General features: G+C 72.0%; 18 protein-coding genes. 14 read left to right on the top strand and 4 right to left on the bottom strand.

Annotated elements, in window-relative coordinates; all coding sequences use genetic code 11:
- Positions 1–16: 16 nt before the first annotated feature.
- The 5 genes from K4B79_RS16655 to K4B79_RS16635 all read left to right on the top strand — a co-directional run bounded on the left by K4B79_RS16655 (position 17) and on the right by K4B79_RS16635 (position 6,169).
- Positions 17–547: a hypothetical protein gene (locus K4B79_RS16655; RefSeq protein ID WP_232027370.1), complete on the top strand. Its 531-nt coding sequence runs from the start codon at positions 17–19 to the stop codon at positions 545–547.
- Between the two features lie 45 nt (positions 548–592).
- Positions 593–3,814 (top strand): S41 family peptidase, encoded by a 3,222-nt coding sequence (locus K4B79_RS16650; protein ID WP_232027369.1) that lies wholly within the window; start codon positions 593–595, stop codon positions 3,812–3,814.
- Positions 3,815–3,890: 76 nt separating this feature from the next.
- Positions 3,891–4,244, top strand: a complete 354-nt coding sequence (locus tag K4B79_RS16645) for a histidine triad nucleotide-binding protein (RefSeq protein ID WP_232027368.1) — start codon at positions 3,891–3,893, stop codon at positions 4,242–4,244.
- A gap of 6 nt (positions 4,245–4,250) precedes the next feature.
- Positions 4,251–5,156 (top strand): ribonuclease Z, encoded by a 906-nt coding sequence (locus K4B79_RS16640; RefSeq protein ID WP_232027367.1) that lies wholly within the window; start codon positions 4,251–4,253, stop codon positions 5,154–5,156.
- A 20-nt stretch (positions 5,157–5,176) separates the two neighbouring features.
- Positions 5,177–6,169, top strand: a complete 993-nt coding sequence (locus K4B79_RS16635; protein ID WP_232027366.1) for an adenosine deaminase — start codon at positions 5,177–5,179, stop codon at positions 6,167–6,169.
- Positions 6,170–6,242: 73 nt separating this feature from the next.
- Here K4B79_RS16635 and K4B79_RS16630 read toward each other — a convergent pair whose 3' ends face one another.
- Both K4B79_RS16630 and K4B79_RS16625 read right to left on the bottom strand, forming a co-directional pair.
- Complete coding sequence (locus K4B79_RS16630; RefSeq protein WP_232027365.1) at positions 6,243–7,445, bottom strand: MFS transporter; 1,203 nt, start codon at positions 7,443–7,445, stop codon at positions 6,243–6,245.
- Positions 7,446–7,645: 200 nt separating this feature from the next.
- Complete coding sequence (locus tag K4B79_RS16625) at positions 7,646–8,428, bottom strand: IclR family transcriptional regulator (protein WP_232027364.1); 783 nt, start codon at positions 8,426–8,428, stop codon at positions 7,646–7,648.
- 105 nt (positions 8,429–8,533) lie between these two features.
- Here K4B79_RS16625 and K4B79_RS16620 point away from each other — a divergent pair, with 105 nt between their 5' ends.
- The 9 genes from K4B79_RS16620 to K4B79_RS16580 all read left to right on the top strand — a co-directional run bounded on the left by K4B79_RS16620 (position 8,534) and on the right by K4B79_RS16580 (position 16,816).
- Entirely contained in the window at positions 8,534–9,472 is a 939-nt protein-coding gene (locus tag K4B79_RS16620; RefSeq protein WP_232027363.1) for a 5-dehydro-4-deoxyglucarate dehydratase, read from the top strand.
- A complete protein-coding gene (locus K4B79_RS16615) occupies positions 9,469–10,758 on the top strand; it encodes a glucarate dehydratase family protein (protein ID WP_232027362.1) in 1,290 nt (429 codons plus the stop codon). Before K4B79_RS16620 ends, K4B79_RS16615 begins: the two co-directional genes overlap by 4 nt.
- Positions 10,759–10,901: 143 nt before the next feature.
- On the top strand, positions 10,902–12,050 hold the full coding sequence (locus tag K4B79_RS16610) for a carbohydrate kinase family protein (protein WP_374208474.1): 1,149 nt from the start codon (positions 10,902–10,904) through the stop codon (positions 12,048–12,050).
- 352 nt (positions 12,051–12,402) lie between these two features.
- The gene (locus K4B79_RS16605; protein WP_232027361.1) at positions 12,403–13,461 is read left to right on the top strand and encodes a PhoH family protein; all 1,059 of its coding nucleotides are present in this window, start codon (positions 12,403–12,405) and stop codon (positions 13,459–13,461) included.
- 13 nt (positions 13,462–13,474) lie between these two features.
- Positions 13,475–13,972: an rRNA maturation RNase YbeY gene (gene ybeY, locus K4B79_RS16600; RefSeq protein WP_232027360.1), complete on the top strand. Its 498-nt coding sequence runs from the start codon at positions 13,475–13,477 to the stop codon at positions 13,970–13,972.
- Positions 13,969–15,279, top strand: coding sequence for a hemolysin family protein (locus K4B79_RS16595; RefSeq protein WP_232027359.1), 1,311 nt, complete (start codon positions 13,969–13,971; stop codon positions 15,277–15,279). Before ybeY ends, K4B79_RS16595 begins: the two co-directional genes overlap by 4 nt.
- Positions 15,276–15,635: an MmcQ/YjbR family DNA-binding protein gene (locus K4B79_RS16590; RefSeq protein ID WP_232027358.1), complete on the top strand. Its 360-nt coding sequence runs from the start codon at positions 15,276–15,278 to the stop codon at positions 15,633–15,635. Before K4B79_RS16595 ends, K4B79_RS16590 begins: the two co-directional genes overlap by 4 nt.
- Before the next feature lie 37 nt (positions 15,636–15,672).
- Positions 15,673–16,026, top strand: coding sequence for a cytidine deaminase (locus K4B79_RS16585; protein WP_232027357.1), 354 nt, complete (start codon positions 15,673–15,675; stop codon positions 16,024–16,026).
- A 316-nt stretch (positions 16,027–16,342) separates the two neighbouring features.
- Positions 16,343–16,816, top strand: coding sequence for a hypothetical protein (locus K4B79_RS16580; protein ID WP_232027356.1), 474 nt, complete (start codon positions 16,343–16,345; stop codon positions 16,814–16,816).
- Between the two features lie 45 nt (positions 16,817–16,861).
- Here the strand turns inward: K4B79_RS16580 and K4B79_RS16575 are convergent, their stop codons facing one another.
- Complete coding sequence (locus tag K4B79_RS16575; protein ID WP_232027355.1) at positions 16,862–17,200, bottom strand: P-II family nitrogen regulator; 339 nt, start codon at positions 17,198–17,200, stop codon at positions 16,862–16,864.
- Positions 17,197–18,540 carry an ammonium transporter gene (locus tag K4B79_RS16570; RefSeq protein WP_232027354.1) on the bottom strand — a complete coding sequence of 448 codons (1,344 nt, stop codon included), beginning with the start codon at positions 18,538–18,540 and terminating at the stop codon, positions 17,197–17,199. Before K4B79_RS16570 ends, K4B79_RS16575 begins: the two co-directional genes overlap by 4 nt.
- Between the last annotated feature and the right edge of the window lie 60 nt (positions 18,541–18,600).

The following is an 18,600-nucleotide window of genomic DNA, read 5'->3' as shown; positions in this document are numbered from 1 at the left end:
TGGCACGCTGCCGTCCATGGGGGCTTTGAGGCGGATTCGGAGTCGACCACGGGGACAGCGGGTCGTGGCCGTGGCGGGACTCGCTGTCGTGGCTGTGGGGAGCATGGTGGCCTGTGAGCCCGGTGGGCTGAACTCGGCGACCGTGGCGTACACGACCGACCAGACCGTGACGGCCGAGCTGGAGCGGCAGAAGGCGGACGTGCGCTGGCTCAACTGCACGGCGTCGTACGGCGACGACGGGGCCTCGCCGAGCGCCACCGAGAACGCCGTCGCCGAGGTCGACTGCGAGGGCGAGACCGAGGACGGCAAGGACATCACCGTCACCGGCAGGATCACCCGCGCGGTCAGCGGGGCCTGCGTACGCGGCGATCTCACCGCCAAGATCGACGGCAAGGAGTGGTTCCACGTGGAGGGACTGGGGAACTGCAACGCCCCGTCCACCCCGCCCGTCAACAACCCGCAGCAGCCCGGCGCCACCGTCACCGTGACCGTCACGAAGACCGTGTACTGCCAGAGCGAGCCCGACTGCTGGCCCGAGGGCAAGTGATCCAAACCCCTGTCGTCCCTCGCCGCCCCTGCATAGGGTGATCGGGTGACACAGCCAGCGACCTCCGCATACCTCCGGTTCCCGCATCTGCACGGCGAATCGGTCGCCTTCACCGCCGAGGACGACGTGTGGCTCGCCCCGCTCGACGGCGGCCGCGCCTGGCGGGTCAGCGCCGACAACGTACCGGTCACCCACCCCCGCATCTCGCCCGACGGCACCACCGTCGCCTGGACCTCCACGCGTGACGGCGACCCCGAGGTGCACATCGCCCCGGTCGACGGCGGCCCCGCCAAGCGCCTCACCCACTGGGGCAGTTCACAGACCCAGGTGCGCGGCTGGACCCCGGACGGACAGGTCCTCGCGGTCACCACGTACGGCCAGGCCAACCTGCGCCGCAGATGGGCGTACGCCGTCCCGCTCGACGGCGGCCCCGCCGCCCGCCTGCCCTACGGTCTCGTCGGCAGCGTGGAGTTCGGCGACGCGGGCACGGTGCTCGTCTCCTCGCCGATGGGCCGCGAGGCGGCCTGGTGGAAGCGCTACCGGGGCGGCACCGCGGGCAAGCTGTGGATCGACCGCGCGGGGGACGGGGAGTTCGTCCGGCTGCACGAGGACCTCGCCGGGAACATCGAGTACCCCACCTGGGCCGGCGACCGTATCGCCTTCCTCTCCGACCACGAGGGCGTCGGCGCGCTCTACTCCTCCCTCGCCGACGGCTCCGACCTGCGCCGGCACACCCCTCTCGACGGCTTCTACGCCCGGCACGCGTCCGGTGACGGCACCCGGGTCGTGTACTCCAGCGCCGGTGAGCTGTGGATCCTGGACGACCTGGACGGCGCCGAGCCCCGCAGGCTCGACGTACGGCTCGGCGGCCAGCGCGTCGACCGGCAGCCGTTCGCGGTCAACGCCGCCCGCTGGTTCAGCTCCGGCGCCCCCGACCACACCGGCCGCGGCAGCGCGATCGCCGTCCGCGGTGCCGTGCACTGGGTCACCCACCGCTCCGGTCCGGCCCGCGCGCTGGCCGCCGAACCCGGCGTACGGACGCGGCTGCCGCGCACCTTCCGGGCGGACGGGGAGGAGTGGGTGGTGTGGGTGACGGACGCGGAGGGCGACGACGCCCTGGAGTTCGCGCCCGCCACCGGTCTGGCCCCGGGCGCCACCCCGCGCCGCCTCGCCGCCGGACAGCTCGGCCGGGTCCTCGGGCTCGCCATGGCGCCGGACGGCAGCCGGGCCGCGGTCGCCGCGCACGACGGCCGGGTCCTGCTCGTCGAGCGGGAGACCGGCGAGGTCCGAGAGGTCGACCGCAGCGAGGACGGTGACGTCTCCGGCCTGGTCTTCTCGCCCGACTCCGCCTGGCTGGCCTGGTCGCACCCCGGCCCGCGCCCGCTGCGTCAGCTCCGCCTCGCCAACACCACCGACCTGTCGGTCACCGAGGCGACCCCGCTGCGCTTCCAGGACTACGCCCCCGCCTTCACCCTCGACGGCAAGCACCTCGCCTTCCTCTCCAACCGCTCCTTCGACCCGGTCTACGACGAGCACGTCTTCGACCTGGCCTTCGTCATCGGCGACCGCCCGCACCTGATCACCCTCGCGGCGACCACACCGTCCCCGTTCGGCCCGCAGCGGCACGGCCGCCCCTTCGACGCGCCGGACAAGGACGAGACCCCCGACAGCGAGGGCACCCCGGCCACCCGTATCGACCTCGAAGGCCTCGCCGACCGGATCGTGCCCTTCCCGGTCGAGGCCGCCCGCTACTCCAATCTGCGGGCCGCCAAGGACGGCCTGCTCTGGCTGCGCCACCCGGTGCAGGGCGTCCTCGGCTCCTCCCGGGCCACCCCGGACGACCCCGACCCCAAGACCGAGCTGGAGCGCTACGACCTCGCCCAGCAGCGCCTGGAGCACCTGGCCGCCGACGCCGACCACTTCGCCGTCAGCGGCGACGGCAAGCGGGTCCTGCTGTGGACCGACGGCCGCCTGAAGGTCGTACCCAGTGACCGGCGGGCCTCGAACGACGACGACAGCGACTCCAACATCACCGTCGACCTCGGCCGGGTCCGCCAGCAGGTCGACCCCACGGCCGAGTGGCGGCAGATGTACGAGGAGACCGGCCGCATCATGCGGGACCACTTCTGGCGGGCCGACATGAACGGCGTCGACTGGACCGGCGTCCTCGACCGCTACCGGCCCGTCCTGGACCGGGTCGCCACCCACGACGACCTCGTCGACCTCCTGTGGGAGGTCCAGGGCGAACTGGGCACCTCGCACGCCTACGTCAAGCCGCGCGGCGGCTACGGCCACGGGCCCCGGCAGGGGCTGCTCGGCGCGGACATCTCCCGCCACGAGGACGGCCCCCAGGGGACGGCACAGTGGCGGATCGACCGCGTCCTGCCGACCGAGACCTCCGACCCCGACGCCCGTTCCCCGCTCGCCGCGCCCGGCGTCGCGGTACGCGCCGGGGACGCGATCGTCGCGGTCGGCGGCCACCCGGTCGACCCGGTCACCGGGCCGGGCCCGCTCCTCGTCGGCACGGCAGGCAAGCCCGTCGAGCTGACCATCTCGCCCTCCGGCGGCGGCGAGGTACGGCACGCCGTCGTCGTCCCCGTCGCCGACGAGGAACCGCTGCGCTACCACGCCTGGGTCGCCGACCGGCGCGCATACGTCCACGAGAAGTCCGGCGGCCGGCTCGGCTACCTCCACGTCCCCGACATGCAGGCCCCCGGCTGGGCCCAGATCCACCGCGACCTGCGCGTCGAGGTCGGCCGCGAGGGCCTCGTCGTCGACGTCCGCGAGAACCGCGGCGGCCACACCTCCCAGCTCGTCATCGAGAAGCTGGCGCGCAGGATCGTCGGCTGGGCCGTCCCGCGCGGGATGCGGCCGTACAGCTATCCCGAAGACGCCCCCCGCGGCCCCGTCGTCGCCGTCGCCAACGAGTTCTCAGGCTCCGACGGCGACATCGTCAACGCGGCGATCAAGGCCCTCGGCATCGGCCCGGTCGTCGGCGTGCGCACCTGGGGCGGCGTCATCGGCATCGACAGCCGCTACCGCCTGGTCGACGGCACGCTCATCACCCAGCCGAAGTACGCGTTCTGGCTGGAGAACTACGAGTGGGGCGTGGAGAACCACGGCGTCGATCCCGACGTGGAGGTCGTGCAGCGGCCTCAGGACTATGTGGCGGGACGCGACGCGCAACTGGATGAGGCGATCAGGATCGCGTTGGAGGCGCTGGAGACCGGTCCGGCGAAGACTCCGCCCGCGGTGCCGACCCTTTAGGGGCGCGACCAGCCCAAACGCACCCGCACCCGGCGACGATACGATGCGTCCCGAGCCCTACTCCGAAAGGATCACCATGCCAGGGGAACCCCAGGACGACTGCCTGTTCTGCAAGATCGTCGCAGGCCAGATCCCGGCGACGATCGTGCGGGAGACGGACACCACCGTCGCCTTCCGGGACATCAACCCCCAGGCCCCCACCCACGTCCTGGTGATCCCCAAGGCGCACTACGAGAACGCCGCCACCCTCGCCGCCGGCGCCCCCGCCATCGCCGCCGACGTCCTGCGCGAGACCCAGGCCGTCGCCGACGACGAGAAGCTGGAGAGCTACCGCACGATCTTCAACACGGGAAGCGGCGCCGGCCAGACCGTCTGGCACGCCCACGCGCACGTCCTCGGCGGCCGCGGCCTCCAGTGGCCCCCCGGGTAACTCGCCGTGTCCGTACGTGAGATGGTCGTCCTCGGCACCGCCAGCCAGGTCCCGACCCGGCACCGCAACCACAACGGCTACCTGCTGCGCTGGGACGGCGAGGGCATCCTGTTCGACCCCGGCGAGGGCACCCAGCGCCAGATGCTGCGCGCCGGGGTCGCCGCCCACGACCTGAACCGGATCTGCGTCACACACTTCCACGGCGACCACTCCCTCGGCCTCGCCGGAGTCATCCAGCGCATCAACCTCGACCGGGTCCCGCACGAGATCAGCGCGCACTACCCGAAGTCGGGGCAGCGCTTCTTCGACCGGCTGCGCTACGCGACGGCCTACCGGGAGACGGTCCGGCTCGTCGAGGCACCGGTGAGCGCGGACGGCCCCCTCGCCACCACACCGTCGTACACCCTCGAAGCCCGCAAGCTCTCGCATCCCGTCGAGTCCTACGGCTACCGGATCATCGAGCCCGACGGCTTCCGCATGCTGCCCGACCGGCTCGCCGCGCACGGCATCAAGGGGCCGGACGTGGGACGGATCCAGCGAGAGGGTTCACTGAACGGCGTCTCCCTCGGCGAGGTCAGTGAGGTCCGGCGGGGGCAGCGGTTCGCGTTCGTCATGGACACCCGGCTCTGCGACGGCGTGCACGCGCTGGCCGAGGGCTGCGACATGCTGGTCATCGAGTCGACGTTCCTCGACGAGGACGAGCAACTCGCCGTGGACCACGGACATCTGACGGCAGGCCAGGCGGCGCGGGTCGCGCGGGACGCCGGTGTCCGCCATCTCGTCCTCACCCACTTCAGTCAGCGCTACTCCGAGCCGGAGGAGTTCGAGCGGCAGGCGCGGGCGGCCGGGTACGAGGGGGAGCTGACCGTGGCCCACGACCTCATGCGGGTACCGGTTCCGAAACGGCGATAAAGCAGCCGTACGATGCTTTGATGTCCATCCCCAAAGCTGAGCTGCACCTGCACATCGAAGGCACGCTGGAGCCGGAGCTGGCGTTCGAGCTGGCCACCCGCAACGGCGTCGAGCTGCCGTACGCCGACACGGACGAACTCCGCAAGGCGTACCGGTTCGAGGATCTCCAGTCGTTTCTGAACCTGTACTACGAGCTCATGGCGGTGCTCCGCACCGAGCGGGACTTCGAGGACCTGGCGAACGCCTATCTCGCCCGGGCCGCCGCGCAGGGGGTGCGGCACGCGGAGATCTTCTTCGACCCGCAGGCGCACCTCGCGCGGGGCGTGGACATGGGCACGGTCGTCGAGGGGCTGTGGCGGGCGCTGGGCGACAGCGAGGCCCGGCACGGGGTGTCCACGCAGCTGATCCTTTGCTTCCTGCGGGACGAGTCCGCCGAGTCGGCCCTGGAGACGCTGGACGCCGCGAAGCCGTACCTCGACCGGATCGTCGGCGTCGGGCTCGACTCCGCCGAGGTCGGGCATCCGCCGGTGAAGTTCCGCGAGGTGTACGAGGCCGCGGCGGCGCTGGGGCTGCGGCGGGTGGCGCATGCCGGTGAGGAGGGGCCGCCGTCGTACATCGTCGAGGCGCTGGACGTGCTCGGGGTGGAGCGGATCGACCACGGGCTGCGCTGCATGGAGTCCCCGGAGCTGGTCGCCCGGCTCGTGCGGGACCGGATCCCGCTGACGCTGTGCCCGCTCTCCAACGTCCGGCTCCGTACCGTCGACGTCCTCGGTGACCATCCGCTGCCCGCCATGCTCGACGCGGGGCTGTTGTGCACGGTCAACTCCGACGATCCGGCGTACTTCGGGGGTTACGCGGGCGACAACTTCGACGCGGTGCGCTTGGCGCTGGGCCTGGGCGAGGAGCGGTTGCGGGAGTTGGCCCGGAACTCGTTCGTGGCGGCGTTTCTTGAGCATGACGAGGAGCGGCGGGCTCGGTATCTCTCCGAGGTGGAGGCGTACGAGTTCGGGTGACCGGGGGTCTGGGTGACCGTCCCTGGGGCTGCCGCCCCCAGACCCCCGCTTCGGCCCTGAAGGGGCCTCGTCCTCAAACGCCGGACGGGCTGAGATGACCTGAGCCGGTCTTGAGAGGCGTGACCTCGATCTCGACGACCGTGGGGACGGGAACCCGCCTCGGAGCCAGCGCCACCGCCGTCATCGGCACCGCGATCAGCAGTAGGCCGACCGCCAGGACCGTGCCCGTGGCGGGGAAGCCGAGCTGGGTGGACAGGAGGCTGCCGGTGAGGGGGCCGGCGGCGGTGCCGAGGGAGGAGGCGGAGCCGACGAGGACGGCCCAGCGGCCGCGGGGGTCGAGGGAGGCGGCGAGGCCGATGACGTAGGAGAGGACGACCGGGTAGAGCAGGTTCCAGGCGATCTCGCCGGTCGCGAAGGTCGCCAGGTCGGTCGCGGACGCGCTGAGCGCGATGCAGAGCGCGATGAGGACGGTGCCGGCGCCGACGGGTACGGCCGAGCCGAAGCGGGGCCCGACCGCGCTCGCGCCGAGGACGCCCAGGAGTCCGGCGCCGAGGGCCATGGCGAAGACCGCGCCGACGGTGGTCTCCGGCAGGTGGGCCTGGGTCAGGCCGATCCGGCCGCTGACGCCCCATAGGGAGTTCTGCGCCAGGGACCAGCAGAACAGGGCGGTGGCGAGGAGGAGGCCCGAGCGGGGGCGGGGGAGGCGGCCGCCGTCGAGACGGGTGCGCGGGACGGCGGTACGTGCCGGGAGGCGGCCGGTCAGGGGCCAGACGGCGAGCGCGGTGAGGGCGATCGCGGCGAGCGGCTGGCCGTGGCCGGGGCCCAGGTGGGGGACCGTCAGGTAGACGGCGCCCGCGAGGGCGGAGACCCCGAGCAGGCCGAACGTGGTGGTGCGGTGCGGGTCCGGTCGGGCGGCGATTCCGGTGGCGGCGACCGTGGTGGCGGTGCCGGAGCCGAAGCCGCCGAGCAGCGCGCCCGCGATCACGGCCGGGACGGAGGTGGTGAGGGCGGCGCCGCCGTATCCGAGGACGGCCAGGGCCAGGCCGACGCGGGCGAGGGTCCGGGGGCCGATCCGGTCGGCACGGGAGGCGAGCAGGAATCCCGCCGACGCCGAACTCAGCAGCAGGGCGCTGCCGACGGCACCCGCCTCGGTGGCGGTGAGCGGAAGTCCCGAGTCGAGCCTTCCGACGGTGGTCGGGAGGAGGTACGGGGCTAGGTACCCGGCCGTGAAAAGGGCGACGAGGGGCCAGGGCAGGGCGGTGGTGCGGGCGGACACGGGCGTTCCCAGGGCATGCGAAAGAAGCGGCTCGAGAAGGGGATGGGCGACGACCGTCGACGGACAGGAACGCGCGGAGAATTTGTATCAAGCACGCGGTTCCGGAAGAAGAGCGGGGGGTGTGATGTGAGGCACGTTGCGTTTGGGGCGGGAGGGGCCGGGTAGACGAGCGTCTTTTCGCTCCGCTTCCTCGGGGTGGGCTACCGCCAGTGAGGGGCGCCTCCGGCACCCGGTGCCGTCGCCTCGATCTTGGCTCTGATCTCCCGCATCACCGTGATGATCTGCGCCTCGTGCTCCGGTGTGAGGCGGGCGACGGGCACCGAGCAGCTGATCGCGTCGGTGGCGGGGGAGTCGTAGCGCAGGACGAAACCGAAGCCGACGATGCCGGGGACGCCCTCCTCGCGGTCGATCGAGTAGCCGCGGGACCGTACCTCGGCGAGGTCGGCGAGCAGGGACTCGCGGGTGGTGTGCGAGTTGGGGGTGAGGGCCTCGTACGGCCCCTCGGGCAGCTCCGTGTCGTCCCGTTCGGCCAGCAGCGCCTTGCCCAGCGCGCCCACGTGGGCGGGGAGGCGGCGCCCGACGCGGCTGATGGTCCGCAGGTACTCGTGGGACTCCCGGGTCGCGAGATACGCCACGTCCCGGCCGTCCAGGCGCCCCAGGTGGATCGTCTCGCCGAGCGCCTGGGACGCCTCGTCGAGATACGGCCGTACGGCCCGCACACGCGGGTCGGAGTCGAGATAGCTGGTGCCGGTGAGCAGGGCGTGGATGCCGATGCCGTAGAGCGAGCCGGTGACGTCCGTGCGCACCCAGCCGCGCGAGATGAGGGTCTGGAGCAGCGCGTACATCGAGCTGCGCGGCACGCCCAGCCGGTCCGCGAGCTCCTGGAGGCGCGCCGGGCGGTCGCCGCGCGCGGCCAGCAGCTCCAGCAGTTCGACCGTGCGCGCGGCCGACTTCACTTCTCGTACGCCCCCGGTGTCTGACATGAGCCGATCGTAATCGGGGCGGGTCCACCCATTGACGACAGTGGTTCGCCTACCTAATCTTCATCTTCATACGTAGATGACGTTTACATAGGGAGATGAGCGAGGGTGAGTCTCGCTACGGACACGACCCGGCGACTGCGGGAGGGCATGGCACGCGGTGTGCTGTCGTTCCCGCTGACCAGCTTCCACGACGACGGCTCTCTCGACCCCGACGGCTTCCGCGCCCATGTCGCGGCCCAGATCGCCACCGGCCCCGGCGCCGTCTTCCCGGCCTGCGGCACCGGCGAGTTCTTCTCGCTGGACGAGGACGAGTACCGCCGGGTCGTGACCATCGCCGTCGAGGAGGCGGCCGGGAGCGTGTCCGTCGTCGCCGGTGTCGGCTACGGCTGGGCGCAGGCCGCCCGCTTCGCGCGCATCGCGGAGGAGGCCGGCGCCGACGCGCTGCTCGTCCTGCCGCACTACCTCGTCGCCGCCCCGCAGGACGGGCTCGTCGCGCAGGTGGAGCAGATCGCGGCCCGCACCCGGCTGCCGCTCATCGCCTACCAGCGCGGCCAGGTCGCCTTCACGGCCGCCTCCCTCAGGCGCCTCGCGCAGATCCCGACCGTCATCGGCCTCAAGGACGGCCACAGCGACCTCGACCGCCTCCAGCGTCTGACCCTCGCCGCCCCCGAGGACTTCCTGTTCTTCAACGGCGCCTCCACCGCCGAGATCCAGGCCCGCGCCTACGCCACCGTCGGCGTCCCCGCCTACTCCTCCGCCGTCCACGCCTTCGCCCCCGAGATCGCGAACGCCTTCTTCGCCGCCCTGAACGCCGGCGACGACAGCACCGTCCAGAAGCTGCTGCGCGACTTCTACGTCCCGCTCGTCGAACTGCGCGACCGGGTGCCCGGATACGCCGTGTCGCTGGTCAAGGCCGCCGCACGGTTGCGTGGCCGCCCGGTGGGACCCGTGCGCGCCCCGCTCACCGACCCCTCGGCCGCCGACCTCGCCGAGCTGCGCACGCTGCTGGCCGCCGGACTCGACCTCGTAGGAGCCGCCCTGTGAACCTCACGATCACCGACGTCCGCCTCACCCCGATCCTGGTCGCCGACCCGCCGCTGCTCAACACCCAGGGCGTGCACCAGCCGTACACGCCCCGCCTGATCGTCGAGGTCGAGACCGCCGACGGGATCACCGGCGTCGGCGAGACCTACGGCGACACCAAGTACCTGGAGCTGGCCCGGCCGTTCGCCGACAAGCTGATCGGACGTCAGGTCGGTGACCTGAACGGCCTGTTCACCGTCGCCGACGAGGTGGCCGTGGACGACGCCCGGGTCTCGGGGCAGGTCGATGTCGGCGGGCTGCGCGGGGTCCAGACCGCCGACAAGCTGCGCCTGTCCGTCGTCTCCGGCTTCGAGGTCGCCTGTCTCGACGCCCTCGGCAAGGCGCTCGGCCTGCCCGTGCACGCGCTGCTCGGCGGCAAGGTGCGGGACGCCGTCGAGTACAGCGCGTACCTCTTCTACAAGTGGGCCGACCACCCCGAGGGCGTCGCCTCGGAGAAGGACGACTGGGGTGCCGCGGTCGACCCGGCCGGGGTGGTCGAGCAGGCCCGCCTGTTCACCGAGCGGTACGGCTTCACCTCGTTCAAGCTCAAGGGCGGGGTCTTCCCGCCGGACGAGGAGATCGCCGCGATCCGCGCCCTCGCCGAGGCCTTCCCCGGGCATCCGCTGCGGCTGGACCCCAACGGCGCCTGGAGCGTGGAGACTTCGCTGAAGGTCGCCGCGGAGCTGGGGGAGGTCCTGGAGTACCTGGAGGACCCCGCGCTCGGCACCGACGCGATGGCCGAGGTGTCCGCCGCGACCGACGTGCCGCTGGCCACCAACATGTGCGTGACGACCTTCGCGGAGATCAAGGAGGCGTTCACCCGGGACGCCGTCCAGGTGGTCCTGTCCGACCACCACTACTGGGGCGGGCTGCGGAACACGCAGCAACTGGCCGCGATCTGCCGGACGTTCGGGGTCGGGGTGTCGATGCACTCCAACACCCACCTCGGGATCTCCCTGGCCGCGATGACCCATGTCGCGTCCACCGTCCCGAACCTGCACCACGCCTGCGACTCCCACTACCCCTGGCAGTCGGAGGACGTGCTCACCGAGCGGCTCACCTTCGACGGCGGCAAGGTCGCCGTGTCGGACGCGCCCGGGCTCGGTGTCGAGGTCGACCGCGACAAGCTCGCGTTCCTGCATCAGCGGTGGCTCGATGACGACGGTGCGCTGCGCGAGCGGGACGACGCGGCGGCGATGCGGGTCGCCGAGCCGGGGTGGGTGACGCCGGCGGTGCCTCGCTGGTAGCGCCCCGGCGGGCACGGGTCCGGGCCCTGGTCCGGGCTCGGGCCGACGGCCCGGTGCGACCGGTGGTCGCCGTGTGACGCGGCGGGTTGTCAGTGGTGTGGTGCAGACTGGCTGAATCGGCACCACTGGTCAGGGAGCACACCGTGATCGCGTCCAAGGCGCCCGCCGCGCCCATCGGAAAGGGATTGTCGTACCGGGGAAAGGCCGGGCCGTGTCAGCCCCAGGTCGATCCCCTCGCCGCCCTGCGCGGACCGGACGACCCGCCCTGGGACGTGTACCTCACCGGCACCGTCTTCCTGGACATCGTCTTCACCGGGCTCGACTCCGCCCCGGTGCGCGGGACCGAGTCCTGGGCGCGCGGGATGGGGTCGAGCCCCGGCGGCGTGGCCAACATGGCGACGGCGCTGGCCAGGCTCGGCCTGAAGACCTCCCTCGCCGCCGCGTTCGGCGACGACCACTACGGCGAGTACTGCTGGGACGCCCTCGCCCACGGTGAGGGCATCGACCTCGGCCCGTCGCGCACGGTGCCCGGCTGGCACTCACCGGTCACCGTCTCCATGGCCTACGAGGGCGAGCGCACGATGGTCTCCCACGGCCACGAGCCGCCCCCGGAGGAGCCCGCCCCCGACTGCCCGCCCGGCGCCCGTGCCGCCATCGCCTCCCTCACGCCCGGCGTGCGCGCCCCCTGGATCGCCCAGGCCGCGAGCAAGGGCACGCGCATCTTCGCCGACGTCGGCTGGGACGACACCGGGGCGTGGGACCTGGCGGCGCTGCCCGACCTCGCCCACTGCGAGGCCTTCCTGCCGAACGCGGAGGAGGCGATGCGGTACACCGGGGCCGGCTGTCCTCGCGCCGCGGCGCACGCCCTCACCGATCACGTGCCGCTCGCCGTCGTCACCCTCGGTGCGGAGGGGGCGTACGCCGTCGACCGGCGGACCGGGGAGAGTGCCGAGGTGCCGGCCATCGCCGTCGAGGCCCTCGATCCCACCGGTGCGGGGGACGTGTTCGTCGCGGGCTTCGTCACCAGCACGCTCGCGGGGTGGCCCCTGGCCGACCGGCTCGCCTTCGCGGGCCTCACCGCCGCGCTCTCCGTCCAGGAGTTCGGGGGGTCCCTCTCGGCCCCCGGGTGGTCCGAGATCGGGGCCTGGTGGCGCCGCGTCCAGTCCGTCGACGGCCAGGACCCGGCCGCGCTCCGTCGGTACGCGTTCCTGGCGGGGCTGGTGCCGGAGTCCGACGCCCGGCCCTGGCCGTTGCGGCGGGCTGTACCGACGATCGGGTTCAGGTCGGCCTGAGGTTCAGCGGTGCGCGGGGGTGCGGCGGGGGTGGGGTCGCTCGCCCGGCGCTTGCCGGGTGCCGCCTCTCTTTGGGACGGGTGCCGCCCCTAGGCGGCACGATTGCCCGCAGCTTGAGCGAAGCACGCCTAGGGGCGCGGGGAACTGCGCGACCAGCCCCCACCGGGCCGCGGCCGACATTCGACCCACGCCCCCCACTCACCTCGGCCGCGAAAACCTACGCCCCCCACTCACCTCGCCCCCGAAAAGCCCTACGGCGTTGTCACCGCCGCGTCGTACCCTTGGTATCGCGAGGCCGCTCTCAGCTACGCGGCCGTGATGAGGAGGAACCGCAGGCCTTAAGCGCCGGCCCATGACTCAGACACCCACAGCTCACACACCCGCACAGGGGCAGGCGAGAGCACAGTTCACCGTCCCCGCCCAGCACCCCATGGTGACGGTGCTGGGGTCCGGCGACTCCCTGTTGCGCGTGATCGAGAAGGCCTTCCCGGCGGCCGACATCCACGTCCGGGGCAACGAGATCAGCGCCGTCGGCGACGCGGCCGAAGTCGCCCTCGTCCAGCGCCTGTTCGACGAGATGATGCTGGTGCTCCGCACCGGACAGCCGATGACGGAGGACGCAGTGGAACGCTCGATCGCGATGCTCAGAGCCACGGAGAACGGCGAGGGCGACGGTCCGGAGACCCCGGCCGAGGTCCTCACCCAGAACATCCTCTCCTCGCGGGGCCGCACGATCCGCCCCAAGACCCTCAACCAGAAGCGGTACGTCGACGCGATCGACAAGCACACGATCGTCTTCGGCATCGGCCCCGCCGGTACCGGCAAGACGTACCTGGCGATGGCCAAGGCGGTCCAGGCCCTGCAGTCCAAGCAGGTCAACCGCATCATCCTGACCCGGCCCGCGGTCGAGGCGGGGGAGCGGCTCGGCTTCCTCCCCGGCACCCTCTACGAGAAGATCGACCCGTACCTGCGCCCCCTGTACGACGCGCTGCACGACATGCTGGACCCGGACTCGATCCCGAGGCTCATGGCCGCCGGGACCATCGAGGTCGCGCCCCTGGCGTACATGCGCGGACGTACCTTGAATGACGCCTTCATCATCCTGGACGAGGCCCAGAACACGAGCCCCGAGCAGATGAAGATGTTCCTCACCCGCCTCGGCTTCGACTCGAAGATCGTGATCACGGGTGACGTGACGCAGGTCGACCTGCCGAACGGCACCAAGTCGGGTCTTAGGCAGGTCCAGGACATCCTGGAGGGCCTCGACGACGTGCACTTCTCCCGCCTGTCGTCCCAGGACGTCGTACGGCACAAGCTCGTCGGCCGTATCGTCGACGCGTACGAGAAGTACGACAGCGAGAACGGTACGGAGAACGGCACCCACAAGGGCGGCCGTAACAAGCGGAAGTAGACCCAGCGCCACCATGTCGATCGACGTCAACAACGAGTCCGGAACCGAGGTCGACGAGCAGGCGATCCTCGACATCGCCCGCTACGCCCTCGCGCGGATGCGCATCCACCCGCTCTCCGAGCTCTCGGTGATCGTCGTGGACGCCGACGCCATGGAGCAGCTGCACATCCAGTGGATGGACCTGCCGGGGCCGACGGACGTCATGTCCTTCCCGATGGACGAGCTCAGGCCGCCCAGCAAGGACGACGAGGAGCCCCCGCAGGGGCTCCTCGGCGACATCGTGCTGTGCCCCGAGGTCGCCAAGAAGCAGGGTGAGGAAGCGCCCACGCAGCACTCCATGGACGAGGAGCTCCAGCTGCTCGCCGTCCATGGTGTGCTGCACCTGCTCGGCTACGACCACGAGGAGCCCGACGAGAAGGCCGAGATGTTCGGTCTCCAGGCGGCCATCGTGGACGGGTGGCGGGCCGAGAAGGGCCTGACCGGCCCGTCGCCCGCCCCGACCGTGTCATGAGCCCCACCCTCGTCTCCGGCGCGATCGCCCTGGTCGTCGTCGCGTGGCTGGCCGCCTGCGCGGAGGCGGGCCTCGCGCGCGTCTCCAGCTTCCGTGCCGAGGAGGCCGTACGGACGGGCCGACGCGGCAGCGCGAAGCTCGCGCAGGTCGCCGCCGACCCGACCCGCTATCTGAACGTGGCGCTGCTGGTCCGCGTCGCCTGCGAGATGGCGGCCGCGGCCCTGATCACCTACGCCTGTCTGCGGGAGTTCGACGGCACCACCGAGGCCCTCCTGGTCGCCATCGGCGTCATGGTCCTGGTGTCCTACGTCGCCGTCGGCGTCTCCCCGCGCACCATCGGCCGCCAGCACCCGCTGAACACGGCCACGGCGGCGGCGTACGTCCTGCTGCCGCTGGCGCGGATCATGGGCCCGATCCCGTCCCTGCTGATCCTCATCGGCAACGCGCTCACCCCCGGCAAGGGCTTCCGCCGCGGCCCCTTCGCCTCCGAGGCGGAGCTGCGCGCGCTGGTCGACCTCGCCGAGAAGGAGTCGCTCATCGAGGACGAGGAGCGCCGGATGGTGCACTCGGTCTTCGAACTGGGCGACACGCTCGTGCGCGAGGTGATGGTCCCGCGGACCGACCTCGTCGTCATCGAGCGCTACAAGACGATCCGCCAGGCCCTGACCCTCGCCCTGCGCTCCGGTTTCTCCCGCATCCCGGTCAGCGGGGAGAGCGAGGACGACATCGTCGGGATCGTGTACCTGAAGGACCTGGCCCGCAAGACGCACATCAGCCGGGACGCGGAGAGCGAGCTGGTGTCCACGGCCATGCGGCCCGCCGCCTTCGTGCCCGACACCAAGAACGCCGGCGACCTGCTGCGCGAGATGCAGCGGGACCGCAATCACGTCGCCGTCGTCATCGACGAGTACGGCGGTACGGCGGGCATCGTGACGATCGAGGACATCCTGGAGGAGATCGTCGGCGAGATCACCGACGAGTACGACCGCGAACTCCCGCCCGTGGAGAACCTCGGCGACGACCGCTTCCGCGTCACCGCCCGCCTCGACATCACCGACCTCGGCGAGCTGTACGGCCTGGAGGAGTACGACGACGAGGACGTCGAGACCGTCGGCGGGCTGCTGGCCAAGGCCCTGGGCCGGGTCCCGATCGCCGGTGCCTCCGCGATGGTCGAGCTGCCCGACGGCCGCGAGCTCCGGCTCACCGCCGAGGCCGCCGCCGGCCGCCGGAACAAGATCGTGACGGTGCTCGTGGAGCCGGTGGGGCCGGCCGGACCCGCCGAGGGCGAGGAGAGGAAGCCGGAGTGACCGCCGAGGAACTGCGCGCCTTCTGCCTGTCCTTCAACGAGGCCGTGGAGGACTTCCCGTTCGCCCCCGAGGTCTCCGTCTTCAAGGTCCTGGGCAAGGTGTTCGCCCTCAGCCGGCTCGACGCCCGGCCCCTGACGGTCAACCTCAAGTGCGACCCGGAGGACGCGGTCCGGCTCCGGGAGGAGCACCCGGAACTGATCATCCCCGGCTACCACATGAACAAGCGGCACTGGAACACGGTGACGGTTGACGGGGGGCTCCCCGACCGGCTGGTGCGGGAGCTGGTCGAGGACTCCTACGACCTGGTCGTCGCCGGTCTGCCGCGCGCGGAACGGCTCCGGCTCGACCGCCCCTGAGCGGCACGCGCTCGGCACGGCTCCGTATGCTCGGGGCATGACCGACAGCAGCGCGCTTGGCCCCGAGGACCGCAAGATCGTGACCCTGGCCCGTTCGGCCCGGGCCCGTAATGGTGTGCCCGAGGGGGCGGCCGTACGCGACGAGACGGGGCGGACGTATGTCGCCGGGACGGTGGCTCTGGAGTCGTTGCGGTTGAGCGCGTTGCGTACGGCCGTGGCGATGGCGGTGGCCTCGGGGGCGACGGCTCTGGAGGCGGCCGCGGTGGTGACCGAGGCGGAGTCCGTCTCGGCCGAGGACCTGGCGGCGGTGCGGGATCTCGGTGGGGCCGGGACGCCGGTGCTGTTGGCTGCGCCGGACGGGGCTGTTCGGCTGACCGTTCCCGCGGGCTGAGGTCCCCTGGGGGCTGCCGCCCCCAGACCCCCGCTTCGGCCCTGAAGGGGCCTCGTCCTCAAACGCCGGACGGGCTGGGAGTGCCTGGGCCGCTGAGGGTGCCTGGACGGCGTCGGAAAGCCGCCGTGGCCGAAACACGGCCCTTGCCAGGCGTCGTCCCCTGCGCATCAATGGAACCGGTAGTTCCGACGGACCGTCAGATTCCAGCACCGTGAAGCGCCCCGCACCGCGCTCACGGAGCGGCGGTCCCGTCGGTCGTACCTCTCCCGTCCATCCCCACATGGTCATCCCCACCACGGGAAGGGAACCGGATTCCATGAGAGGCAAGAGAACAGCAACAGGTGCGGCACTGGCGGCCGGGGCCCTCGCGGTCGCCGGACTCGCCCTCGCCCCCACCGCCGTGGCCGTCACCCCGGAGACCGCGACGATCACCGCCGACTGCGGCGCGTTCGGCAGCGGGGCGGCCACGCTCACCGCCACCCAGGACGGCACCGCGGCGACCGTCACCGTCACGTCCTCGATCACCGCGCCGGTCGCGCTGGCCGAGGACTCGATCAGCTCCACCCTCACCCTGGTGAACGCCGCCGGCGGCACCACCGCCTTCACCGGCACCGAGAACCCGGCCCTCGCGGCGGGTGACGCGGTCACGGTCGGCCCGCTGAACGGCACGGTGGCCTCCGGCGACAGCCTGGAGGCGTTCGGCGGATCGCTCCAGATCGTCGTGCTCGGGATCACCGTCACCTGCACGGCGACCGGGCCGCAGTCGCCGGGGCCGTTCGTCTTCGACTGAGGGACCGTGTGCGACTGAACCGCGTGTGAGCGCGGCCCCGGCCGATCAGAGCGCGTCGGGGCCGCGCTCGCCCGTCCGTACCCGTACGACCGTCTCCACCGGCAGCGCCCACACCTTGCCGTCGCCGATCTTGCCGGTCTGCGCGGCCTTGACGATCGCGTCGATGGCGGCGTCGGAGTCGGCGTCGTCGACGACGACCTCGATGCGGACCTTGGGCACCAGGTCGACCTGGTACTCGGCGCCGCGGTACACCTCGGTGTGGCCGCGCTGCCGGCCGTAGCCGCTGGCCTCGGTCACGGTCAGGCCGTGCACGCCGAGCTCCTGGAGGGCGGTCTTGACCTCGTCGAGGCGGTAGGGCTTGACGATCGCGGTGATGAGCTTCATGCCTGGCTGCTGACCTTCTGTGTGGGGGAGGAGGGGAGGGCCGATGGGACTGCGCCGACCGGGGCGCCGTGGCCCAGGACGCCGTGATCGTATGCGCTCTCGGCGTGCACCGTAAGGTCCAGTCCGGTGTGCTCCTGCTCCTCGTCCGCGCGGAAGCCCAGCGTCCTGTCGATCAGCTTGCCGATGCCGTACGTCACCGTGAAGGCGTACGCGCCCACGGCGACCACGGCCACCAGCTGCTTGCCGAGCTGGGCGAGGCCGCCGCCGTACAGGAGACCCTCGGTACCGCCGGTCATCGACTCGACGGCGAAGACGCCGATGAGGAGTGTGCCGATCACTCCGCCGACCAGGTGGACGCCGACGACGTCGAGCGAGTCGTCGTAGTTCAGCCTGAACTTCCAGCCCACGGCGTACGAGCAGACGACACCGGCGGCGAGGCCGACGACGAGCGCGCCGAGGAGGGAGACCGAGCCGCAGGACGGGGTGATCGCGACCAGGCCGGCGACCGCGCCGGAGGCGGCTCCCAGGGTGGTCGGGTGGCCGTCGCGCCTCTGCTCGACGAAGAGCCAGCCGAGCAGGCCGGTGCAGCCGGCGGCGAGGGTGTTGAGGAACGCGGCGGCGGCGAGGCCGTTGGCGCCGAGGGCGGAGCCGGCGTTGAAGCCGAACCAGCCGAACCAGAGCAGGCCCGCGCCCAGCATGACCATCGGGAGGTTGTGGGGGCGCATGGCGTCCTTCTTGAAGCCCAGGCGCGGGCCGAGGACGAGCGCGAGGGCGAGGCCGGAGGCGCCCGAGGTGATCTCGACGGGGAGACCGCCCGCGAAGTCGAGGGCGCCGAGCCTGTCGAGGATCCAGCCGCCCGGGCCCCAGACCCAGTGGGCCACGGGAACGTATACGAGCAGCGCCCATACCGGTACGAAGACCAGCCAGGCGCCGAACTTCGCGCGGTCCGCGATCGCGCCGCTCACCAGGGCCGCCGTGATGATCGCGAAGGTGAGCTGGAAGGTGGCGAAGAGGAGGGTGGGGACCGTGCCCTGGACGCTGTCCGGGCCGAGGCCGGCCATTCCGGCGTGGTCGAGGCCGCCGATGAGCCCGCCGCCGATGTCCTCCCCGAAGGCGAGTGAGTAGCCGGCGGCCAGCCAGACCACGGTGACCAGGGCGATCGACACGAAGCTCATCATCAGCATGTTGAGGACGCTCTTCGTGCGGACCATGCCGCCGTAGAACAGGGCCAGGCCCGGGGTCATCAGCAGGACGAGGGCGGTCGCGGCGAGCAGCCAGGCGGTGTCGCCGGTGTCGATCTCTGCGGCGTGTGCGGCGGCTTGTGAGGCGGCGAGGGGCATGGAGGTCTCCAACGGGGTGGGGGCTCGTCAGAGGGTCACCGTCGTGCGTTTCCGGACGTC

This window comes from Streptomyces lincolnensis (assembly GCF_021173675.1).
Classification (GTDB): Bacteria; Actinomycetota; Actinomycetes; order Streptomycetales; family Streptomycetaceae; genus Streptomyces; species Streptomyces lincolnensis_B.
This window is presented reverse-complemented; position numbering and strand designations above follow the sequence as displayed.

Coding starts and splice junctions, on each gene's coding strand:
- K4B79_RS16655 (WP_232027370.1), top strand. CDS start 17: ATGGGGGCTTTGAGGCGGATTCGGAGTCGACCACGGGGACAGCGGGTC.
- K4B79_RS16575 (WP_232027355.1), bottom strand. CDS start 17,200: ATGAAGCTCATCACCGCGATCGTCAAGCCCTACCGCCTCGACGAGGTC.
- K4B79_RS16570 (WP_232027354.1), bottom strand. CDS start 18,540: ATGCCCCTCGCCGCCTCACAAGCCGCCGCACACGCCGCAGAGATCGAC.
- K4B79_RS16635 (WP_232027366.1), top strand. CDS start 5,177: ATGTCCATCCCCAAAGCTGAGCTGCACCTGCACATCGAAGGCACGCTG.
- K4B79_RS16585 (WP_232027357.1), top strand. CDS start 15,673: ATGACCGACAGCAGCGCGCTTGGCCCCGAGGACCGCAAGATCGTGACC.
- ybeY (WP_232027360.1), top strand. CDS start 13,475: ATGTCGATCGACGTCAACAACGAGTCCGGAACCGAGGTCGACGAGCAG.
- K4B79_RS16605 (WP_232027361.1), top strand. CDS start 12,403: ATGACTCAGACACCCACAGCTCACACACCCGCACAGGGGCAGGCGAGA.
- K4B79_RS16645 (WP_232027368.1), top strand. CDS start 3,891: ATGCCAGGGGAACCCCAGGACGACTGCCTGTTCTGCAAGATCGTCGCA.
- K4B79_RS16625 (WP_232027364.1), bottom strand. CDS start 8,428: ATGTCAGACACCGGGGGCGTACGAGAAGTGAAGTCGGCCGCGCGCACG.
- K4B79_RS16580 (WP_232027356.1), top strand. CDS start 16,343: ATGAGAGGCAAGAGAACAGCAACAGGTGCGGCACTGGCGGCCGGGGCC.
- K4B79_RS16595 (WP_232027359.1), top strand. CDS start 13,969: ATGAGCCCCACCCTCGTCTCCGGCGCGATCGCCCTGGTCGTCGTCGCG.